The following is an 18,503-nucleotide window of genomic DNA, read 5'->3' as shown; positions in this document are numbered from 1 at the left end:
CTACGGCGGAGACATGACTCGCATTCCTTCCAAGCAGGAGATTCTTGAGTGGATCTCGGTACATCCAACCCAGACTTCAAAACGCGATATCGCCAAAGCCTTTGGGATCAAGGGCGCGGATCGGATCGACCTCAAACGTGTCCTCAAGGAACTTGAGGCCGAAGGGCATCTGGAAAAGCGCCGCCGCAGCTATCGCGACCCGGATCGGTTGCCGCCGGTCAGCGTGTTGCAGATCAAGGCGCCGAATGCGGACGGGGATTTGTTTGCGCGCCCGATGGAATGGCATGGTGAGGGGATCGAGCCTGTTGTGCTGGTGATTCCGCGCGCCAGTGATCCTGCCCTGGGCGAAGGGGACCGGATTCTGGCCCGTCTTACCCTGGTTCACGAGGAAGACCACAACTATGAAGCGCGCCTGATCCGCCGCATTGGCGCCAATCCCCGCCGGATTGTGGGTATCTTCCGGAAAGGGGCCGAAGGCGGACGGATTGTTCCCATCGACAAGGCTGGCCAGACGGAATGGCTGGTGCCCGATGGCGCCGTGCATGGTGCGAAGGATGGCGAACTGGTCGAAGCGGAGCAATCGGGCCCTAAAAACCGCATGGGCCTGCCGCGTGCGCGCGTCGTGGAACGGCTGGGCGACCCCTCGGCGCCCAGGGCGGTCTCGCTGATTGCCATTCACCAGCATGGCATACCCGACGATTTCCCGAACGCAGTGATCGCCGAGGCGGACGGCTGCAAACCCGCCGGCTTGCAGGGGCGGGTGGATTTGCGCGACATGCCGTTGCTGACGATCGACCCGTCGGATGCGCGCGATCACGACGATGCCTGTCATGCCCATGCCGATGACGACCCCAAAAACCCCGGCGGCCATGTGGTCTGGGTCGCGATTGCCGATGTTGCCGCCTATGTCCGGCCCGGAACCGCGTTGGATCGCGAGGCGCGAAAGCGTGGAAACTCAAGCTATTTTCCGGATCGGGTGGTGCCCATGTTGCCGGATCGCCTGTCCGGAGATCTGTGCTCGCTGCACGAAGGTGTGCCGCGCGCCTGTATCGCCGTCCGGATGCAGATCGACGCAATGGGTAACAAGATCGGTCACCGGTTCGTACGTGGGCTGATGCGGTCGGTGGCCTCGCTGAATTATGCCGAGGTTCAGGCGGCCGTCGATGGAAATCCGAACGACCGGACAGGTCTGTTGCTGGAGGACGTACTGAAACCGCTCTATGCTGCGTACCGCGCGTTACAATCAGCGCGCCAGGCGCGGCAGCCGCTGGATCTGGATCTGCCCGAGCGCAAAATCGTACTGGGTGAAAACGGCCATGTCGAAAGCGTGGCTTTTCGCGATAGGCTGGATGCGCACCGGCTGATCGAAGAATTCATGATCCTCGCCAACGTATCCGCCGCCGAAACCCTGATCGCCAAACGGCGTCCGTTGCTGTTTCGGGTGCACGAGGAACCGGCGCCCGAAAAGCTTGAGGCCCTGCGCGAAACCGCGCAGGCCGCCGGGCTCAATCTGGCCAAGGGGCAGGTGTTGCAGACCCGGCACCTGAATGCGTTGCTGAATGCGGCGGCGGGCACGGAAGAGGCGGAGCTGATCAACCTGAGCACCCTCCGATCGATGGCACAGGCCTATTACAGCCCTGAAAATTTTGGCCATTTTGGTCTGGCGCTGCGCAACTATGCGCATTTTACCTCGCCGATCCGGCGCTATGCCGATCTGATCGTGCACCGGGCGCTGATCCTGGCACATGGCTGGGGCGAGGATGGCCTGACCGGGGACGAGATCGACCGGCTGGAAGAGACCGCAAACCACATCTCGGATACTGAACGCCGTTCGATGATGGCCGAACGCGATACGACCGATCGCTACCTCGCCGCCTATCTGAGCGAACGGGTCGGAAATGAATTTACCGGGCGGATCAGCGGCATCGCCCGGTTCGGGGCATTCGTGAAACTCGATGAAACTGGGGCTGACGGGCTGGTGCCGGTGCGATCATTGGGGCGCGAGTTCTTTCATTTCGACCGCGAAGCGGGAACACTGATGGGTTCCGATACCGGGTTGTTGATTGCGATAGGACAGCGGGTGACGGTGCGATTGACCGAGGCGGTCCCGGTGACCGGCGGTCTGGAACTGGAGCTGCTGTCAATTGACGATCAAACCCTTCCGAGCAGCCGCGCGCCCGCTCGCCGTGGCGTAAAACGAAAGATGGCCAGCACCAAGCGCAAGAAGGACAAGATCAGGCGCAAGATCGAACGCAAGCGCCGGCAGAGGTGACGCGCTGCCAGACGGAGCGGGTGGCGGAAGATTGCGAAGCGGAAACCGAGGCGCTTTGTCGAACGGTGGATTCGCGGTATCCTGAAGTTGAGCAGGCTATCGGGACAACCGGAATGAAAAAATGCGTCAGTGGCGTGGCCCTCGCAGCAATCTGGGCAACAGGCGTGTCAGCGGACACATCGCAACAATCGACCCGGCCAAAGGTGCGGGCGGGTCAGGAGGTCATTCATCTGGCATCAGCCGATCTTTCGACCTCGCTGCGTCCGATTTTGCGACCGGTCAAAGAGGTGGAGCAGGTGAGCGCAAGCGGGTCGAACGCGCAGTTTCAGGACTGGATTGCCGATTTCAGGGTACGTGCGCGGGATCAGGGTATTTCTCGATCGACACTGGAACGGGCTTTCCGCGGCGTGACCTATGATGCGGATGTCGTGAAGCGTGACCGCAACCAATCCGAGTTCACCAAGACCATTTGGGAATATCTGGACAGCGCCGTTTCCGATGTGCGTATACGCAATGGCAGGGCAGCGCTTGCGGAACACAAGGCGACGCTGGAACGTATTGAAGACCAATATGGCGTCGAAAAGGAAATCGTGGCTGCGATCTGGGGTCTGGAAAGCGCCTACGGGTCGTTCAAAGGGAGCAACAGTACGATCCGCTCTCTGTCGACCCTGGCTTTCGATGCGCGACGTGCGCAGTTCTTCGAAGCCCAGTTGTTCGCGGCGCTCAGAATTCTGGAGGACGGCGATGTCACCCCGCCGAACATGACCGGCAGTTGGGCCGGTGCGATGGGTCACACTCAGTTCATGCCGACGTCTTATCTGGAGCACGCGGTCGATTTCACCGGCGATGGCAAGCGCGACATCTGGTCGGATGACCCGTCGGACGCGTTGGCGTCGACGGCCTCCTATCTGGCTGGGTTTGGCTGGACCAGGGGCCAGCCCTGGGGGGTCGAGGTTCGCCTTCCCAAGGGATTCGACTATTCCAGCGCCAGGCGGGAAATCACGCGGATGCCGTCGGATTGGGCCGCGCTGGGCGTTGTGGGCACCGACGGCAGGTCCATAGACGATTTCGGCCGCGCGTCGATCCTGCTGCCGGCCGGCGGGCAGGGTGCGGCGTTCATGATCTTTGACAATTTCGAGGTGCTCGAACGCTACAACACGGCGGATGCCTATGTGATCGGCGTGGGGCATCTGGCGGACCGGATTGCCGGCGGCGCTCCGGTGCAGGCAACCTGGCCGCGGGGAGATCGCGCCCTGACCTTTTCCGAACGCAAGGAACTGCAGCGGCGTCTGACGCAGGCCGGGTTCGATACCCAAAAGATCGATGGGCGCGTCGGGCCGCTGACGGTCATTGCAGTCAGGTCCTATCAGTTGGCGCAAGGCTTGCTGCCGGACGGCTATCCGTCGCTGCTGCTTTTGGAACGGCTGAGATGAAAAGGGGGCCTATCGGCCCCCGGTTTTCTAGCTTGGCGACATGCCCCTGAGCCGTTCGGAGCGTCGACGCAACATTTCGACCGTGGCCAACAGCAGGATCGAAATTGCCACAAGGATTGTCGCGACCGCCAGAATGGTCGGCGATATCTGTTCGCGCAGGCCGGTGAACATCTGCCAGGGCAAGGTCTTTTGTCCGGCAGAGCCCACAAACAGCACCACCACCACTTCGTCGAAGGATGTGATAAAGGCGAACAAACCGCCGGAAATCACACCGGGAAGGATCAGCGGCATCTGAATGCGGAAAAAAGTTGTCACCGGTCCAGCTCCCATATTCGCCGCCGCACGGGTCAGCGACCGGTCAAAGCCGACCAGAGTGGCGGTGACGGTGATGATGACAAAGGGAATGCCCAGCACCGCATGCGCCAGAACCACGCCGAAATATGTCCCTTGCAGGCCGATCCGGCTGTAGAAAAAATACATGCCCGCCGCAGAGATGATCAGCGGCACGATCATCGGCGAAATCAGAATTGCCATGATCGCCCGGCGGAAGGGCACATGCGGCTGGCTGAGGCCGATGGCCGCCAGCGTGCCGAACCCGACCGAAAGCACCGTCGCCATCGGTGCGATCTTGATCGAGTTCCACAGGGCATTCTGCCAGTCGGAATTGCTGAAGAAATCCTCGTAATGCTTCATCGAGTATCCGGCGGGATCGAACCGCAGCATCTCGGGCGTGAAGGTAAAGAAATCCTGCGCGTTGAAGCTAAGCGGCATAACCACAAGGATCGGGGTGATCAGGAACACAAAGATCGCACCGCAGATCACCCGGAACGTGTAGTGCCACAGCACCTGGCCCGGTGTCAGGTAGGGCGCCAGATGCGCCCGGTAGCGCGTACTGGCCAGCCAGAAGATGAACCATCCGGCGAACCAGCCAAAAAACGCCCCGACAATGGCTGCGGGGATGCCGCCAAGAATGTATCCGACCAGAACAAAGCCCGCGAACAGGACCCAGCGAAGCACCTTCTCCTTTTCCCGCAAGTTGGACAGAGCAAAGCCCAATGCGGCCAGCAGTACGGCGCCAAGTAGAACACCCATCAGGCCGGACCCCTGCGCGGTGCCCACGAAGAGGCCAAAGAAAGCACCGGCGGCGGCTGCCACGGCGGCAACGAAACCAGGTGTTTGAGGTTGAACGGTATTAAGAGCCATATTCACTTACCCCAGCTTCACGTTGTCGATGCCCACGATCTTGTCGTAGGTCCAGTAGAGCAGCAGAACCACGGCCAGCAGGATTGTCCCCAACGCCGCCGCCAGCCCCCAGTTGAGCGAGGACGAAATGTGGTAGGCAATCCGGTTCGAGATGAAGACGCCTTTGGTGCCGCCCACGATCTCGGGCGTGATGTAGTATCCGATAGCCAGGATGAAGACGAGGATGCTGCCCGCACCGATCCCCGGCACCGACTGCGGAAAATAGACCCGCCAGAACGCCGTCCAGTTGGTCGCGCCCAACGACTTGGCCGCGCGCAGATAGGTCGGATTGATGGTCTGCATCACTGAATACATCGGCAGGATCATGAACGGCAGCAGGATGTGGGTCATCGCCACGATGGTGCCGAACTGGTTGTTGATCATGACCAGCCGTGCCTCGTCCGGGACCATGCCGAGCCAGACCAGTACCTCGTTGATCACGCCCTGCTGCTGCAGCATCACTTTCCAGGCCGACGTCCGCACCAGCAGCGATGTCCAGAACGGCAGAAGCACCAGGATCATCAGTATATTCGCAGTGCGCATCGGCAGATTGGCCAGAATCCACGCCACCGGATAACCCAGCAGAATGCAGGACCCGGTGATAACCAGTGACATGATCATGGTGCGGGTGAAGAGCGTGATGTAAATCTGCTGGTTTTCGGGCCGCGCCTCGATACCGTCGGTGCCCTTTTGCAGGTCCACGGCGTTCAGGAAATAGCCATTCGTGGTGCGCGGGCTGTAGACCTGGATCGTTTTCCAGTTCTCGATGTCTCCCCAATCCTCGTCGATATCCAGAAAGGATGCCTTGAAGTCGATTGGACCCATGTCGGCAACCGTGACCGCCGCCTCTTTCAGCACATCGGCGCCGGGTCCGGCATAGCCGTCCAGCCGGTTGGGATCGGATTTCAGTTCGGTCGCCAGGGCGACAAAGACGGCTTCCCACGGGTCTTCTTCGGCCACGACGTCATTGTCCACCACGGCGGTGAACAGGGCGAAATCGGTATAGGCGCGGGCCGTCTGCGGCAGCATTTCCGAAACTGCGGTACCGGGCACAAAGCCGATATCGCCGCTGAAACTGGTATCGGTCAGCTCGCTCAGGCGCTTGCGTTCGGTGTTCAGCAGCGTCTCGTCGGGTTCCGCATCAGCTCCTCCGGTCATGATATCGTACCAAAGGGCCGAGTCCTTCAGAGCTTTGTCGGAAACTTTTTCCAGCGCCTTCACCTGATCCTTGCCGATATCGTCAACCTTGCGCCCGGAACTGCGGAATAGGGACGAGATACCGGTGCGCTCATAATTCAGGCGGGTGCCCAATTTGGTATGTTCCTTGGCCTCGGTGGCCAGGAACATGTCAAAATACAACGCGTGGAAAACCGCCTCGCCGGGGGCTTCGCCGGAATTGCTGTCCCAATCCTGCAGGGCCGATACGGTGCGTGGCAGTGTTGTCACCACGATCTTGTTTTCGACCGAGCGGAACAGCATGTCGGCAATCGGCGCGATGAAGGTGAGCAGGACAAAGAGGAGCAGTGGCGCGACCAGCATCAATGCGCGCATCTTTTGCATGCGCAGCGCGCGGGCCAGGCTGCGTTTTAGTGGTGTGCCGTCGGCGGCCAACACCGGTCCAGAGGCGGTTGAATCGCTCATCTTGTCCCCGTTGGTGTTTATCATTTGAGGGTGGACAGGGCCCGACAGGCCCCGTCCGTCACTATCCGATCAGGTGATCAGGCGATCACTTGGCCAGCCAGGCCTGGAATTTCGCGTCGATGTCGTCGCGATAGTCGGCCCAGAACTCATAGTTGTAGAGAAGCGTGTTCTTGGCGTTTTCCGGATCGGTCGGCATGTGCGGCGCCATGTCGATTCCAAGTTCGGCATGCTGACCCACCAACGGCGCCGATGAGGCGCGGGCCGGACCATACGAGATGTACCCGGCCTGATCCGCCAGACGCTGGGTGTCGGTCGCGAAGTAGATATAGTCCAGCGCGCGGGCCAGACGATCTTCGGGCAGGCCGGCCGGGATGATCCAGCCGTCAATATCGAAGACCTGCCCATCCCACAGCATGGCAACGGGCTGGTTCTGCTCTTCGATGACGCTGAACAGGCGGCCGTTATAGGTCGAGCCCATCACGACTTCGCCATCTGCCAGAAGCTGCGGCGTGTCGGCCCCGGCCGACCACCAGATCACATCGTCCTTGATGGTGGCGAGCTTGGCCAGCGCCTGTTCCTGCCCTTCGTCGGTGGCCAGAACGTCATAGACATCTTCCTTGGCGACGCCATCGCACATCAGCGCCCATTCCATGTTGTTGAGGGGGCGTTTTTCGAGCGACCGCTTGCCCGGATAGGCTTCGGTGTCGAAAATCGCGCAAACGCTGGTTGGCGGAGTGTCGCCGACCAGATCGGTGCGATAGCCGAACGTTGTCGAATAAACGATTTGCGGGATAAAACAGTCGCTGACCAGCAACTCGCCAAAGTCATCTTCGGCGGACGTGCCATCGGGCGCTGCAGCCAGATGTTCGTCGAAATCGATTTCCATCGCCAGACCTTCGTCGCAAAGACGGATGGCGCTTTCCGCAGTAACGTCGACCACATCCCAGGTCACGTTACCGGCTTCGTTCATCGCCCGCATTTTGGCAACCGCTTCGGCCGAGCTTTCATCGTTGATGATCTTGACGCCGGTCTTTTCCGAATAAGGCTTGTGATAGGCCTCAAGCTGCGACTTGGAATAGGCGCCACCCCAGGACACGATAGTCATTTCGTCAGCCATATCCTGCGCAAAAGCTGCTGGCGCGCACATCGCTGTGGTCGCAACCAGAGCGGACAGTTTCGATAGCTTCATCTTCAGTTCTCTCCTTGTTGAATTCTCGTTCCCATAGGTAACCGCCCCCGATTCTCCGTCGGGTGGCAAAGCTTTGCCACATCACGCATCCAGCGCGCGGCAGTCGTCCGGCAACCAGCCGATTTCGATCTGCTGGCCGGGCTGGAGGCGAACCTGGTCGGGTGCATTCCGGGTCTTGATGATGAACTCGTCATTGCCGGCAACCCGCAGGCGGGTTCGGAAGATGTCGCCCATATAAATGAACTCAAGCACCTCGGCCTTCAGTGTATGGACTCCTTCCTGCAGGCGGTCCTTGTTGTATTCGACCCGTTCGGGCCGGATCGACACGCGGGTACGCTCGCCCGGCTTGCTGACATTGATCGGCTTACAGTCGATCAACTCGCCATCGTCCAGTTGCACCACGGCGATGCCGTTGTTGATTTCCTTAACCTGCCCCTCAAGCGTGTTGTTCTCGCCGATGAACTGGGCAACGAAACTGTTGGAAGGCTCTTCGTACAGCTTGTCCGGCGGCGCCAGTTGCTGAATTCGGCCATCGTCGAACACGGCGACGCGGTCGGACATGGTCAGCGCTTCGGTCTGGTCGTGGGTCACATAGACCACGGTGATGCCCAGACGGTGCGCCAGATGGGTGATCTCGAACTGCATCTTTTCGCGCAGTTGCTTGTCCAACGCGCCCAGCGGTTCGTCCATCAAAACCAACTCGGGTTCGAAGACCAACGCACGAGCCAGTGCGATCCGCTGCTGCTGGCCGCCCGAAAGCTGCGCCGGGCGGCGTCCCCCGAATGCGCCCATCTCCACCATGTCGAGCGCGCGTTTGACTTTTTCCTCGCGTTCGGACTTGCCCATTTTCCGCACTTCCAACGGGAAGGACAGGTTTTCGGCAATCGTCATATGCGGGAACAGGGCATAGTTCTGGAACACCATGCCGATGCCACGCTTGTGCGGCGGGATGTTGTTGATGGAAACACCACCAAGCCGGATATCGCCATGGGTCGCGGTTTCGAAACCGGCCAGCATCATCAGACAGGTGGTTTTACCAGACCCGGACGGCCCGAGCATAGTCAGAAACTCGCCTTTGGGCATGGTAAGGTTGAGATCTTTGACGACTAGTGTTTCGCCGTCATAGCTCTTTTGCACGCGCTCAAATTCGACGAACGCGCTGGTGTTCGAAGCGTCGGCCAAGTTGTCTCCCCATTGCTGTCAGGCAGATTTCTTCTGCGCTTTTAAGTGATCTAATCACACCCAGCATAACCGGCGCTAGGCATGAAATTAATAATTTTCGGTGATTGCGAGTAAGAATTTCGTCATTCTCGCGATTCAGGTCACCGAAATCCATTGATTTGATTTGAATTCAGCTTTGCGTGGTGTCAGCACCTCAGAGCGACACCATTGCGCTGGGATGCGACATTTTCGGGCCCGGATTCTTGTTTTCCTCCCACGAGGCGCAGACTTTTCCGGCGCATCCTGCAACAAAAAAGCCGGTCAATCGAGTTGACCGGCTTTTCCTCGGGTATGAGTTCCGCCTCGCTGGAACCCCTATGCGGCTTCCTTCAGCAGATCTCTGTCGATGATTTCGGCATAGGTTTCGTCCAGCGATTTGCGGATGCGGACAAACAATTCGTCGATTTCGCCGAGAGTCATCACCAGCGGCGGCGAAATGATCATGCGGTCGCCGACATGGCGCATGATGAGGTTGTTTGCGAAACACCTGTCACGGCAAATGTATCCAATTGTGCCGGGTTCGGATGCGAACTTGGCCCGGGATGCCTTGTTGGGGGTCAGGGCAATAGACGCCATCATGCCGACGATCCTGGCCTCACCGACCAGCGGGTGATCGACCAGAGCTTCCCATTTCTCCTTGAGATATGGAGCGGCCACGTTTTTCACGTGCCCGATGATATCCTCTTCTTCCAGGATGCGGAGGTTTTCCAGCGCAACTGCTGCGGCAACCGGATGGCCCGAGTATGTATAGCCGTGGTTGAACTCCGCGCCCGCTATCACTTCGGCGACCTCGTCGCACACAATCGACCCGCCAATCGGCGCGTAACCCGAGCTGAGGCCCTTGGCGATGGTCATGATATGGGGCCTGATGCCGACCGTTTCCGACCCGAACCAGTTGCCGGTGCGACCAAAACCGCAAATCACCTCATCCGCGATCAGAAGGATCTCGTATTTGTCGCAGATCCGCTGGACTTCGGGCCAATAGCTGTCCGGCGCAACGATCACGCCGCCTGCGCCCTGAACCGGCTCTGCGATAAAGGCGGCAACACGGTCTTCACCAAGCTCTAGAATGGCGTCTTCCAGTTCGCGCGCGCGCATCAGGCCGAATTCATCAGGGTCTATGTCCGCGCCTTCGGCCCACCAGTTCGGTTGATTGATATGGTGGATATTCGGGATCGGAATTCCGCCCTGAGCATGCATCGCGGGCATTCCGCCAAGCGAGGCGGAGCCGACGGTGGATCCGTGATAGGCGTTCTTGCGGCTGATGATGATGTTCTTGTCGGGCTGACCCTTGTTGGCCCAATACGTACGCACCATCCGTATGTTGGTGTCGTTGGCCTCGGACCCGCCTGCTGCAAAGAACACGTGGTTCAGATCGCCAGGCGCCAGGCTTGCGATCTTGTCGGCCAGTGCGATCGCGGGGACATGGGTGGTTTGAAAAAACGTGTTGTAATAGGGCAATTCCCGCATCTGCCGCGCCGCGACATCCGCCAGTTCATCACGGCCATAGCCGATGTTGACGCACCACAAACCCGCCATGGCATCAAGGATTTCTTCGCCTTCGCTGTCGGTCAGATATACGCCCCTGGCCCGGGTGATGACACGTGCGCCCTTGTGAGCGAGGTCTCCGTTTGCCGTAAACGGATGCATGTGGTGGGCGGCGTCAAGTGCCTGAAGCTCGGCTGTTGGCATGTGATTGGTGATCATGGACATCGCGAAATCTCCTGCGGAATCTAGTCACGCTCACAATATGATCAAATTTTTCTAAGTCAATCGAATCACGCTGCATAAGTCATTTTGCGAGAACATCCGCCATAAGCTCCATGCCCTGTTCGACGTCACGCGACATTGCTTTTCCAACGCCATCAATGTCATTGCTGCGCAAGCATTCGATAATGTCCTTGTGCCGATCCGGTAGGCTCTGTGTGCCGAACCGTCCGCAAACCACCCGAAGCGAAGGTCCGAATCGAAGCCATAGACGCTCGGCCAGATCACTTAGGACCGGTGAGTCGGCATGGGTGTAGATGGCGGTGTGAAACGCATAGTTATGAAGCAGGTATCCGCCGACGTCACCAGCAGAAATCGCCTCGTCGACGCGGCGGTCGATTCCTTCCAAAACACTGATTTGATCTGGGGTCATGCATTTTCCGGCACGCCTTGAAAGCTCTGATTCAATTACCTTTCTAGCATAAATCAATTGCTCGATATCACCCTCGGTCAAGACCGGGACACTGACCCTTCGATTCCCCTGGAATACCAGCGCCCCGTCCGAGATCAGCCGCCTGATCGCTTCGCGAACCGGAGTCATCCCCGCGCCCAGCGAATCAGTCAGCCCCTGAATGGTCACAGGCTGGCCGGGAACCATCTCGCCGAACAGAATCTGAGATTTGAGCATGTGATAGACCTGCTCGTGCGCGGGTCGTTTCTCACTTTTCGAAATTGGCTCCGAAGTCTTATTTTTGATCATATTCAAAAGGTTTATCCTGATCTCAATGGTCTGTGCTGCCCAGTTTGACGCTCGGTGAAAGCATAAACTGTATTGCCGCAGAACGCAAAACTTGATCAAATCCAAAAATAGAGGATGATAGCGATACTTTCGCAGGGAGAAAAAAATGACACTCAAAACGCTTACACTCACGGCCGTTATCGCGTTGGGGACTTCGGCAGCATTTGCCGAAGAGGTGCGCGTCTATAACTGGTCAGACTATATCGACGAAGAACTGCTGGGGAAATTCGAGGAAGAAACCGGTCTTACACTGATCTATGACGTGTTCGACAGCAACGAGGTTCTGGAAACCAAGATGCTGGCCGGAGGATCAGGCTATGACGTGGTGGTCCCGTCGGGCACATTCCTTCAGCGTCAGATTCAGGCTGGTGCTTTTCAGGAACTGGACGCGTCCAAACTGTCGAATTCGGGCAATCTTTGGGACGTGATTCAGGAACGCACCGCCGGGTATGACCCGAATAACGCCTATTCGATCAACTACATGTGGGGAACCACGGGCCTTGGCGTCAATGTCGACAAGGTCAAAGAAGTATTGGGCGACGACGTTGTCCTGAACAGTATGGATCTGGTGCTGAAGCCCGAGAACATGGAAAAGCTTGCCTCTTGCGGGGTGCATTTCCTGGATGCCCCGGCCGAGATCATCCCGATGGTACTGCAATATATCGGTGAGAACCCGGACAGCCACGATAAGGATGTCATTGGCAAGACGGAAGAAGTTCTGCTGAGTGTTCGCCCACATATCCAGAAATTCCACAGCTCGGAATACATCAACGCGCTGGCAAATGGCGACATCTGTGTGGCCGTTGGCTGGTCGGGTGACATTCTGCAGGCGCGGGACCGTGCGGATGAGGCGGATAACGGCGTGACCATCGAGTACCATCCCTTTGCCGAAGGTTCGCTGATGTGGTTCGACCAGATGGCGATTCCGGTGGATGCTCCGAACCCGGACGGCGCGCATAAGTTCCTGAACTTCATTCTGGACGCCAACAACATGGCGGCTGCGTCGAACTATGTGTACTACGCCAACGGCAACAAGGCCTCGCAAGAGTTCCTTGAGGAAGATGTGATCGGTGATCCGGCGATCTATCCGGATGATGCGACCATGCAGAACCTTTACATCACCACGCCTTATCCGGCGAAAACGCAGCGGACCGTGACGCGCTTGTGGACCAAGATCAAGTCGGGAACCTGATCTTGTTGGGCGGGGCGGACAGGATCCGCTCCGCCTTTTTTTCTACCGGTGAATTCAGGCAAACGGAGACCCGTTGTGAACTCTTCCGTCTTCGCGCCGTGGGACGACCCACAGGCCAAACCTTTGATCCAGTTCCAGAATGTGACCAAGCGCTTTGGCGGGTTCACGGCCATCGACAACCTGTCTCTGGATATCTTCGAAAAAGAATTCTTTGCCCTGCTCGGGCCATCCGGATGCGGCAAGACCACGATGATGCGGATGCTGGCCGGGTTCGAAACGCCGACCGAGGGGCATATCCTTCTGGGTGGCACGGACATAGATCCGATCCCGCCGAATAAGCGGGCGGTGAACATGATGTTTCAGTCCTATGCGCTGTTTCCGCATCTGAGCGTCTGGGACAATATCGCCTTTGGCCTGCGTCGCGACAACATGCCCAAGCGGGATCTGGAGGATCGCGTCGAGGAAATGCTTCGCCTGACCCGGCTGGAACAGTTCGCCCGCCGCAAGCCTCACCAGATATCCGGTGGGCAACGGCAGCGCGTGGCGTTGGCGCGGTCGCTGGCGAAGGCGCCAAAGTTGCTGTTGCTGGACGAACCTCTCGGAGCGCTGGACAAGAAGCTGCGGCAGGATACCCAGTTCGAATTGATGGACATTCAGGAAAAGACCGGCACCACCTTTGTGATCGTGACCCACGATCAGGAAGAGGCCATGACCGTGGCCAGCCGTGTTGCCGTGATGGATCAGGGCAAGCTGATGCAGGTGGCGACGCCGGACAGGATCTATGAAAGTCCCGCATCCGTCTATGTCGCCGACTTTATCGGGGACGTGAATATCATCGAAGGCCGTGCCAATCCGAACGGCGAAGATGCCTATGACATCGATTGGGCCGAAGGGCAGAAACCGTTGAAAGCCTCTTCCTCGCGCGGTTTCCGGAATGGGCAGGCCTGTCATCTGGCGATCCGCCCGGAAAAGGTGACAATTTCAGCCGAGCGCCCGACCGAGGCGGCGAATGCGGTTCAGGGCAAGGTGCATGACATTGCCTATCTGGGCAACCTGTCGACCTATCACGTGGAACTGGCCAACGGCACGATCATCAAGGCGCAGACGGCCAACACCCGCCGTATTTCACGCCGCTCCTTCACCTGGGAAGACCCGGTCTGGCTGTCCTGGACGGCCACGGCAGCGGTTCTGCTGGCAGACTGATGCGACGTTTCATCCTGATCGCCATCCCATACGTCTGGCTTCTGGCGCTGTTTTTGGTGCCGTTTGCGATTGTCCTGAAGATTTCGCTGTCGGACACGGCGCTGTCGATACCGCCCTACACGCCGCAATTCGAATGGGCCGAAGGCATACGAGCGTTCCTGAGCGAGCTGGATTTCGAAAACTTCGTCTTCCTGACCGAGGATGACCTGTATTGGAAGGCCTATCTGTCGAGCCTCAGGATCGCGGTTATTTCAACCTTCCTGACCCTGCTTGTCGGTTACCCCATCGCCTATGCAATGGCCCGTGCGCCCCAGGAATGGCGTCCCACGCTGATGATGCTGGTGATCCTGCCGTTCTGGACGTCGTTCCTGATCCGCGTTTATGCGTGGATGGGCATCCTGAGCAACGAAGGCTTTCTGAACCAGCTTCTGTTGTGGACGGGCATCATTTCGGAACCGCTGACGATCCTGAACACGCAAAAGGCGGTCTATATCGGGATTGTCTATACATATCTGCCCTTCATGATTCTGCCGATCTATTCCGCGCTCGACCGGCTGGACGGATCGCTGATCGAAGCCGCCGAGGATCTGGGATGCTCGCGCGCGCAGGCTTTCTGGCTGGTGACGGTCCCGTTGTCCCGCCCCGGCATCATCGCCGGGTGTTTCCTGGTCATGATCCCGGTGATCGGTGAATTCGTGATCCCGTCGCTTCTGGGTGGTTCCGGCACGCTGATGATCGGCAAGGTCTTGTGGGAGGAATTCTTCTCGAACCGCGACTGGCCGGTGGCCAGCGCCGTGGCGGTGGTGCTGTTGCTGATCCTCGTGGTCCCGATCGTGCTGTTCCAGCGCAACCAGCAGAAACAGGCGGAGGCAGAGCAATGAACAGGCTGAGCTGGTTCAACACCGTTTCTCTGACGCTGGGATTCGCGTTTCTCTATATCCCGATGATCATCCTGATCATTTTCAGCTTCAACGAAAGCAAACTGGTGACCGTTTGGGCGGGATTTTCGACCAAATGGTATGGCGAGCTGATCCAGAACGAGGCGTTTCTGGACGCCGCATGGGTGACGCTGCGGGTGGCGGTGTTTTCGTCCACGCTGGCGACAATCCTCGGGACCATGGCGGCCTATGTGCTGGTGCGCGGCGGTCGTTTCATGGGCCGCACGCTGTTTTCGGGCATGATCTATGCGCCGCTGGTGATGCCCGAGGTGATTACCGGTCTGTCGCTGTTGCTGCTGTTCATCGGCATCGGTCTGGACCGGGGCGTGTTCACCGTCGTGCTGGCGCATACGACGTTCTCGATGTGCTATGTCTCGGTCGTCGTATCCTCGCGTCTGATCACCTTCGACCGCTCGCTGGAGGAGGCGGCGCTGGATCTGGGTTGCTCGGCCGCTCAGGCGTTCCGCCTGGTGACCCTGCCCATCATTGCGCCCGCCGTGATCTCGGGCTGGCTTTTGGCCTTTACCCTGTCGTTGGACGATCTGGTCATTGCGTCCTTTACCACAGGCCCGTCTGCCACCACCCTGCCGATCAAGATCTTCTCTGCGGTGCGGCTGGGCGTCAGCCCTGAAATCAACGCGCTTTCCACGATCATGATCGTTATCGTAACCGTGGGTGTGATCACTGCCTCGTTGGTGTCAAAGCGCGCGATGGTCCGGCAACGGCAGGATGAACAGGCCGCGGTCCGAACCCAATGAAGCGGATCTTTCCGGACTATGCCTATGGGGCCGGCCCCAGGGACGGGTGCTGGTGGGATCAAACCTGCCCGGCGCCGGGGTGGCCGGTTCTTGATGGCGCGCTTGATGTGGATGTGGCGATTGTTGGTGGCGGTTTCACCGGCATCTCGGCTGCGTTGCATCTGGCGCGGGCCGGTGTTTCTGTTGTCGTTCTCGAGGCCGGGAGCCCCGGCTGGGGTGCCTCCGGGCGCAATGGCGGGTTTTGCTGCCTTGGCGGGTCCAAGCTGAGTCACAAGGCCATGCGGCGACGCTATGGGCATGCGGCGACCGAGGCCTATGAGGCGGCAGAGGTCGAGGCCGTCGAACTGGTTTCGCAGCTTCTTCGGGAGAACGGGATCGACGCGGACAAACACTCGCACGGAGAAACCCAGTTGGCCCATACACCACGGGCCATGAATGCCTTGCGGCGGCGGGCAGAGGGGCCGGGGCTTGTCCATGAACGGCAAGACCTGGCCGGTCTGGGTTTCGGCGGTCGGTTCTTTGGTGGATACACCTATCCGGTCGGGTTCGCGCTGAACCCCCGCAAGTACCTGTTCGGTTTGGCGGCAGCGGCCCAACGGACCGGTGCGGCCCTGTTTCAGCAAACTGCGGCGCTGTCGGTACAAAGCAGGGCGGCGGGCCATACAGTGGTGACCGAACGCGGGCAGGTGACATGCAGAACCGTTCTGATCTGCACGAACGGGTATTCGAGCGAGGACATGCCGGACTGGCTGGCCGGGCGATACATGCCTGCCCAGTCCACTGTGATGGTGACGCGCCCGCTGACGGACGCCGAGCTTGAGGCGCAAGGCTGGACATCGGATCAGATGGCCTATGACACGCGAAATCTGCTGCACTATTTCCGGCTCATGCCGGATCGGCGGTTCCTGTTCGGAATGCGCGGTGGCCTGCTTTCGTCGCCTGCCGCGGAACAGGCGATCCGATCAAAGGTCAGACGGGATTTCGAACGTATGTTTCCTGCTTGGACAGCGGTCGAAACAACGAATATGTGGTCGGGGTTGGTGTGCCTGTCACGTAGCCTGGTGCCTTATGTCGGCCCTGTTCCAGGGCGAAACGGGATGTTCGCCGGTTTCGCCTATCACGGCAATGGTGTGGCCATGGGCACCTATGGCGGGCGCTCCCTGGCGCGGTTGGCATTGGGTCAGGCTTCGGGTCTGCCAATGCCAATGTCGCGGCGGCCGGGCAAGTTTCCGTTCGGACGCTGCCGACGCGCCTTGATGCCACCGGCGTATGCCGCGATGGGTCTGGCGGACCTGTGACCTATTGAGCGCTCAGCGCGTCCAGTTCCAGTTTCAACCCGGCCTCGTAATCCGGGGCACCATTCCGGCTGCGCCACAGGCAATAGGCGGCCATGCGCCAGCCGAACCAGGGTCGCAACTGGCGGTATCGCGCGACGGTTTCCGGATTGGGATAGGCGGACAGAAATCGCCTGATTTCCTCATGGCTCAGCGGGTGTCCCCGGTACAGCCGCTGCATGGCAGGAGAAAGAAAGAGCGCCAGATCCTCGCTGGGGTCGCCAAGGGCAGGGCATTGCCAGTCGATGAGTGTGGCGCGCCCGCCCGAGATCAGAACATTTCCCGCGACCGGGTCCCCATGAATCAGGCATCTTTCGGACAGAGGCGAAACATACCGGTCGGGGCGCAAGGATCTCAGAAATTCGCGATCGCCCGGGGCGCAGAGGCTCAGAATCTCCTCGCCGTGACGCGCCAGATCTTCGCTTCCATTGCGTCCCAAGGGGGCGCCGACCGTAACATTGCCGGAGTGCAGCAGGCTCAGAACCTTTGCCACCGGTTCGGGGCCGTCGCGCCAGGGTGATCCGGGCGCGTGGTCGTACAGCACCCAACTTTCGGCGCCGCAGATGCCGGTCGCCCTCAGCTGCGGGACAAACCCGCTATCCTTGAAAACCCGCAGACACTCTGCTTCAAGCCGGGCGTCGTTTCGAAACAGCGGGTTTGCGAATCCGGTTTGATAAAGTTTGAGAACCCGGTCCGATTGCCGACCCACGAGCTTCCACACCCTGTTGGTCCGCCCTCCATACAGCGTTTCGAACCGGTCGCTGTTGGAATACAGGCCCAGCCGCAGCAATTCCTCGATCATGGCGTTAGGAGGGGGCAGGTCCTCGGGCAGGGGAAACTCCACGTATTGCGATTTGGCCGATGGCGATCTTTCGTCCGGGTTTGACCTGTCCTGCGCTTCAGATCAACTCTCTGCACGTACCGCAGCGACATCCAAGGGCGAAATTTTCTGCCCACCGGAAAGAACCAGGACAATTTCGCCGTTGGATATCTGCGCCTCGGAAACTTTTTCAAGAATCGCCGCCTGAGAGTCGGCGACCGGCGTTCCGTCGATATTGCTTTCGATCGCAAAGGTATAGAAGCCGAAGGGAACAGTGGCCCCTTTGCTGTCTTGGCCGGTCCAGACGACAGGCTGATCCGAGCCGGCAAGTTCGATCCGGTTGACGACGGTTCCGGACGAATCGATAACTTTCAGGGTGGCCGTGCCGGCCTCGGCAACCGGAAGTCCGGAAATCGTCACAGGCTCACCCTGAAAATTCGCGGGTGCGATCGCAGATACACCCAGCCCGACCCAGCCTGCCAGTTCTGAAAAGCCGGGCTGGTTCAACTTTGCGACGAGTTCGGTCAGCGCTTCGTTGGTTTTCACCTGTTGCTCGACCATTGAAAACTGCGCCAGTTGCGCGGCATAGTCGGACGAGCTGATCGGCTCCAGCGGATCCTGGTTCCGGGCCTGAGTCGTCAGCATATTCAGGAACGTCTCGAAGTCGGACGTCAGTGCCGGTGAACTTGTCTTGGATACCGGGCTGGAAATGCTTTTAGCGTCCGGTGCGACCGCGCCAACGATATCTGTCATG

General features: G+C 59.2%; 15 protein-coding genes. 7 read left to right on the top strand and 8 right to left on the bottom strand.

Annotated features, from left to right (window positions below):
• The first annotated feature begins 13 nt into the window (after nucleotides 1-13).
• Complete coding sequence (rnr, locus tag ACR0AO_RS12395; protein WP_480603956.1) at nucleotides 14-2,272, top strand: ribonuclease R; 2,259 nt, start codon at nucleotides 14-16, stop codon at nucleotides 2,270-2,272.
• Nucleotides 2,273-2,385: 113 nt separating this feature from the next.
• On the top strand, nucleotides 2,386-3,705 hold the full coding sequence (locus ACR0AO_RS12390; protein ID WP_480603954.1) for a lytic murein transglycosylase: 1,320 nt from the start codon (nucleotides 2,386-2,388) through the stop codon (nucleotides 3,703-3,705).
• 27 nt (nucleotides 3,706-3,732) lie between these two features.
• On the opposite strand, the gene ACR0AO_RS12385 is transcribed toward ACR0AO_RS12390, so the two are convergent.
• From ACR0AO_RS12385 to ACR0AO_RS12360, 6 genes are all read right to left on the bottom strand, one after another.
• Nucleotides 3,733-4,908 carry an ABC transporter permease gene (locus ACR0AO_RS12385; protein ID WP_480603952.1) on the bottom strand — a complete coding sequence of 392 codons (1,176 nt, stop codon included), beginning with the start codon at nucleotides 4,906-4,908 and terminating at the stop codon, nucleotides 3,733-3,735.
• Nucleotides 4,909-4,914: 6 nt separating this feature from the next.
• Nucleotides 4,915-6,588: an ABC transporter permease gene (locus ACR0AO_RS12380; RefSeq protein WP_480603950.1), complete on the bottom strand. Its 1,674-nt coding sequence runs from the start codon at nucleotides 6,586-6,588 to the stop codon at nucleotides 4,915-4,917.
• An 85-nt stretch (nucleotides 6,589-6,673) separates the two neighbouring features.
• Nucleotides 6,674-7,777 carry an extracellular solute-binding protein gene (locus tag ACR0AO_RS12375; RefSeq protein WP_480603949.1) on the bottom strand — a complete coding sequence of 368 codons (1,104 nt, stop codon included), beginning with the start codon at nucleotides 7,775-7,777 and terminating at the stop codon, nucleotides 6,674-6,676.
• Between the two features lie 81 nt (nucleotides 7,778-7,858).
• Nucleotides 7,859-8,959, bottom strand: coding sequence for an ABC transporter ATP-binding protein (locus ACR0AO_RS12370; RefSeq protein WP_480603947.1), 1,101 nt, complete (start codon nucleotides 8,957-8,959; stop codon nucleotides 7,859-7,861).
• Between the two features lie 354 nt (nucleotides 8,960-9,313).
• Nucleotides 9,314-10,711 (bottom strand): aspartate aminotransferase family protein, encoded by a 1,398-nt coding sequence (locus ACR0AO_RS12365; RefSeq protein WP_480603945.1) that lies wholly within the window; start codon nucleotides 10,709-10,711, stop codon nucleotides 9,314-9,316.
• Nucleotides 10,712-10,790: 79 nt separating this feature from the next.
• Nucleotides 10,791-11,465 carry a GntR family transcriptional regulator gene (locus ACR0AO_RS12360; RefSeq protein ID WP_480604168.1) on the bottom strand — a complete coding sequence of 225 codons (675 nt, stop codon included), beginning with the start codon at nucleotides 11,463-11,465 and terminating at the stop codon, nucleotides 10,791-10,793.
• Nucleotides 11,466-11,610: 145 nt separating this feature from the next.
• Here ACR0AO_RS12360 and ACR0AO_RS12355 point away from each other — a divergent pair, with 145 nt between their 5' ends.
• From ACR0AO_RS12355 to ACR0AO_RS12335, 5 genes are all read left to right on the top strand, one after another.
• Complete coding sequence (locus tag ACR0AO_RS12355) at nucleotides 11,611-12,696, top strand: polyamine ABC transporter substrate-binding protein (protein ID WP_480603943.1); 1,086 nt, start codon at nucleotides 11,611-11,613, stop codon at nucleotides 12,694-12,696.
• A 75-nt stretch (nucleotides 12,697-12,771) separates the two neighbouring features.
• Nucleotides 12,772-13,899: an ABC transporter ATP-binding protein gene (locus ACR0AO_RS12350; protein ID WP_480603941.1), complete on the top strand. Its 1,128-nt coding sequence runs from the start codon at nucleotides 12,772-12,774 to the stop codon at nucleotides 13,897-13,899.
• Nucleotides 13,899-14,780 carry an ABC transporter permease subunit gene (locus ACR0AO_RS12345; RefSeq protein ID WP_480603939.1) on the top strand — a complete coding sequence of 294 codons (882 nt, stop codon included), beginning with the start codon at nucleotides 13,899-13,901 and terminating at the stop codon, nucleotides 14,778-14,780. Before ACR0AO_RS12350 ends, ACR0AO_RS12345 begins: the two co-directional genes overlap by 1 nt.
• Nucleotides 14,777-15,595 carry an ABC transporter permease gene (locus ACR0AO_RS12340; protein WP_480603937.1) on the top strand — a complete coding sequence of 273 codons (819 nt, stop codon included), beginning with the start codon at nucleotides 14,777-14,779 and terminating at the stop codon, nucleotides 15,593-15,595. The genes ACR0AO_RS12345 and ACR0AO_RS12340 overlap by 4 nt, the downstream gene beginning before the upstream one ends.
• The gene (locus tag ACR0AO_RS12335; RefSeq protein ID WP_480603936.1) at nucleotides 15,592-16,893 is read left to right on the top strand and encodes an NAD(P)/FAD-dependent oxidoreductase; all 1,302 of its coding nucleotides are present in this window, start codon (nucleotides 15,592-15,594) and stop codon (nucleotides 16,891-16,893) included. Before ACR0AO_RS12340 ends, ACR0AO_RS12335 begins: the two co-directional genes overlap by 4 nt.
• A 1-nt stretch (nucleotide 16,894) precedes the next feature.
• Here the strand turns inward: ACR0AO_RS12335 and ACR0AO_RS12330 are convergent, their stop codons facing one another.
• Entirely contained in the window at nucleotides 16,895-17,773 is an 879-nt protein-coding gene (locus ACR0AO_RS12330; RefSeq protein WP_480603934.1) for a phosphotransferase, read from the bottom strand.
• A gap of 60 nt (nucleotides 17,774-17,833) precedes the next feature.
• Complete coding sequence (locus ACR0AO_RS12325) at nucleotides 17,834-18,502, bottom strand: flagellar hook capping FlgD N-terminal domain-containing protein (protein WP_480603932.1); 669 nt, start codon at nucleotides 18,500-18,502, stop codon at nucleotides 17,834-17,836.
• Nucleotide 18,503: the final 1 nt, after the last annotated feature.

This window comes from Ruegeria sp. AF8, assembly GCF_056541825.1.
Note: the sequence above shows the minus strand (reverse complement) of the source record. Positions and strands in the feature narration are given on the sequence as shown.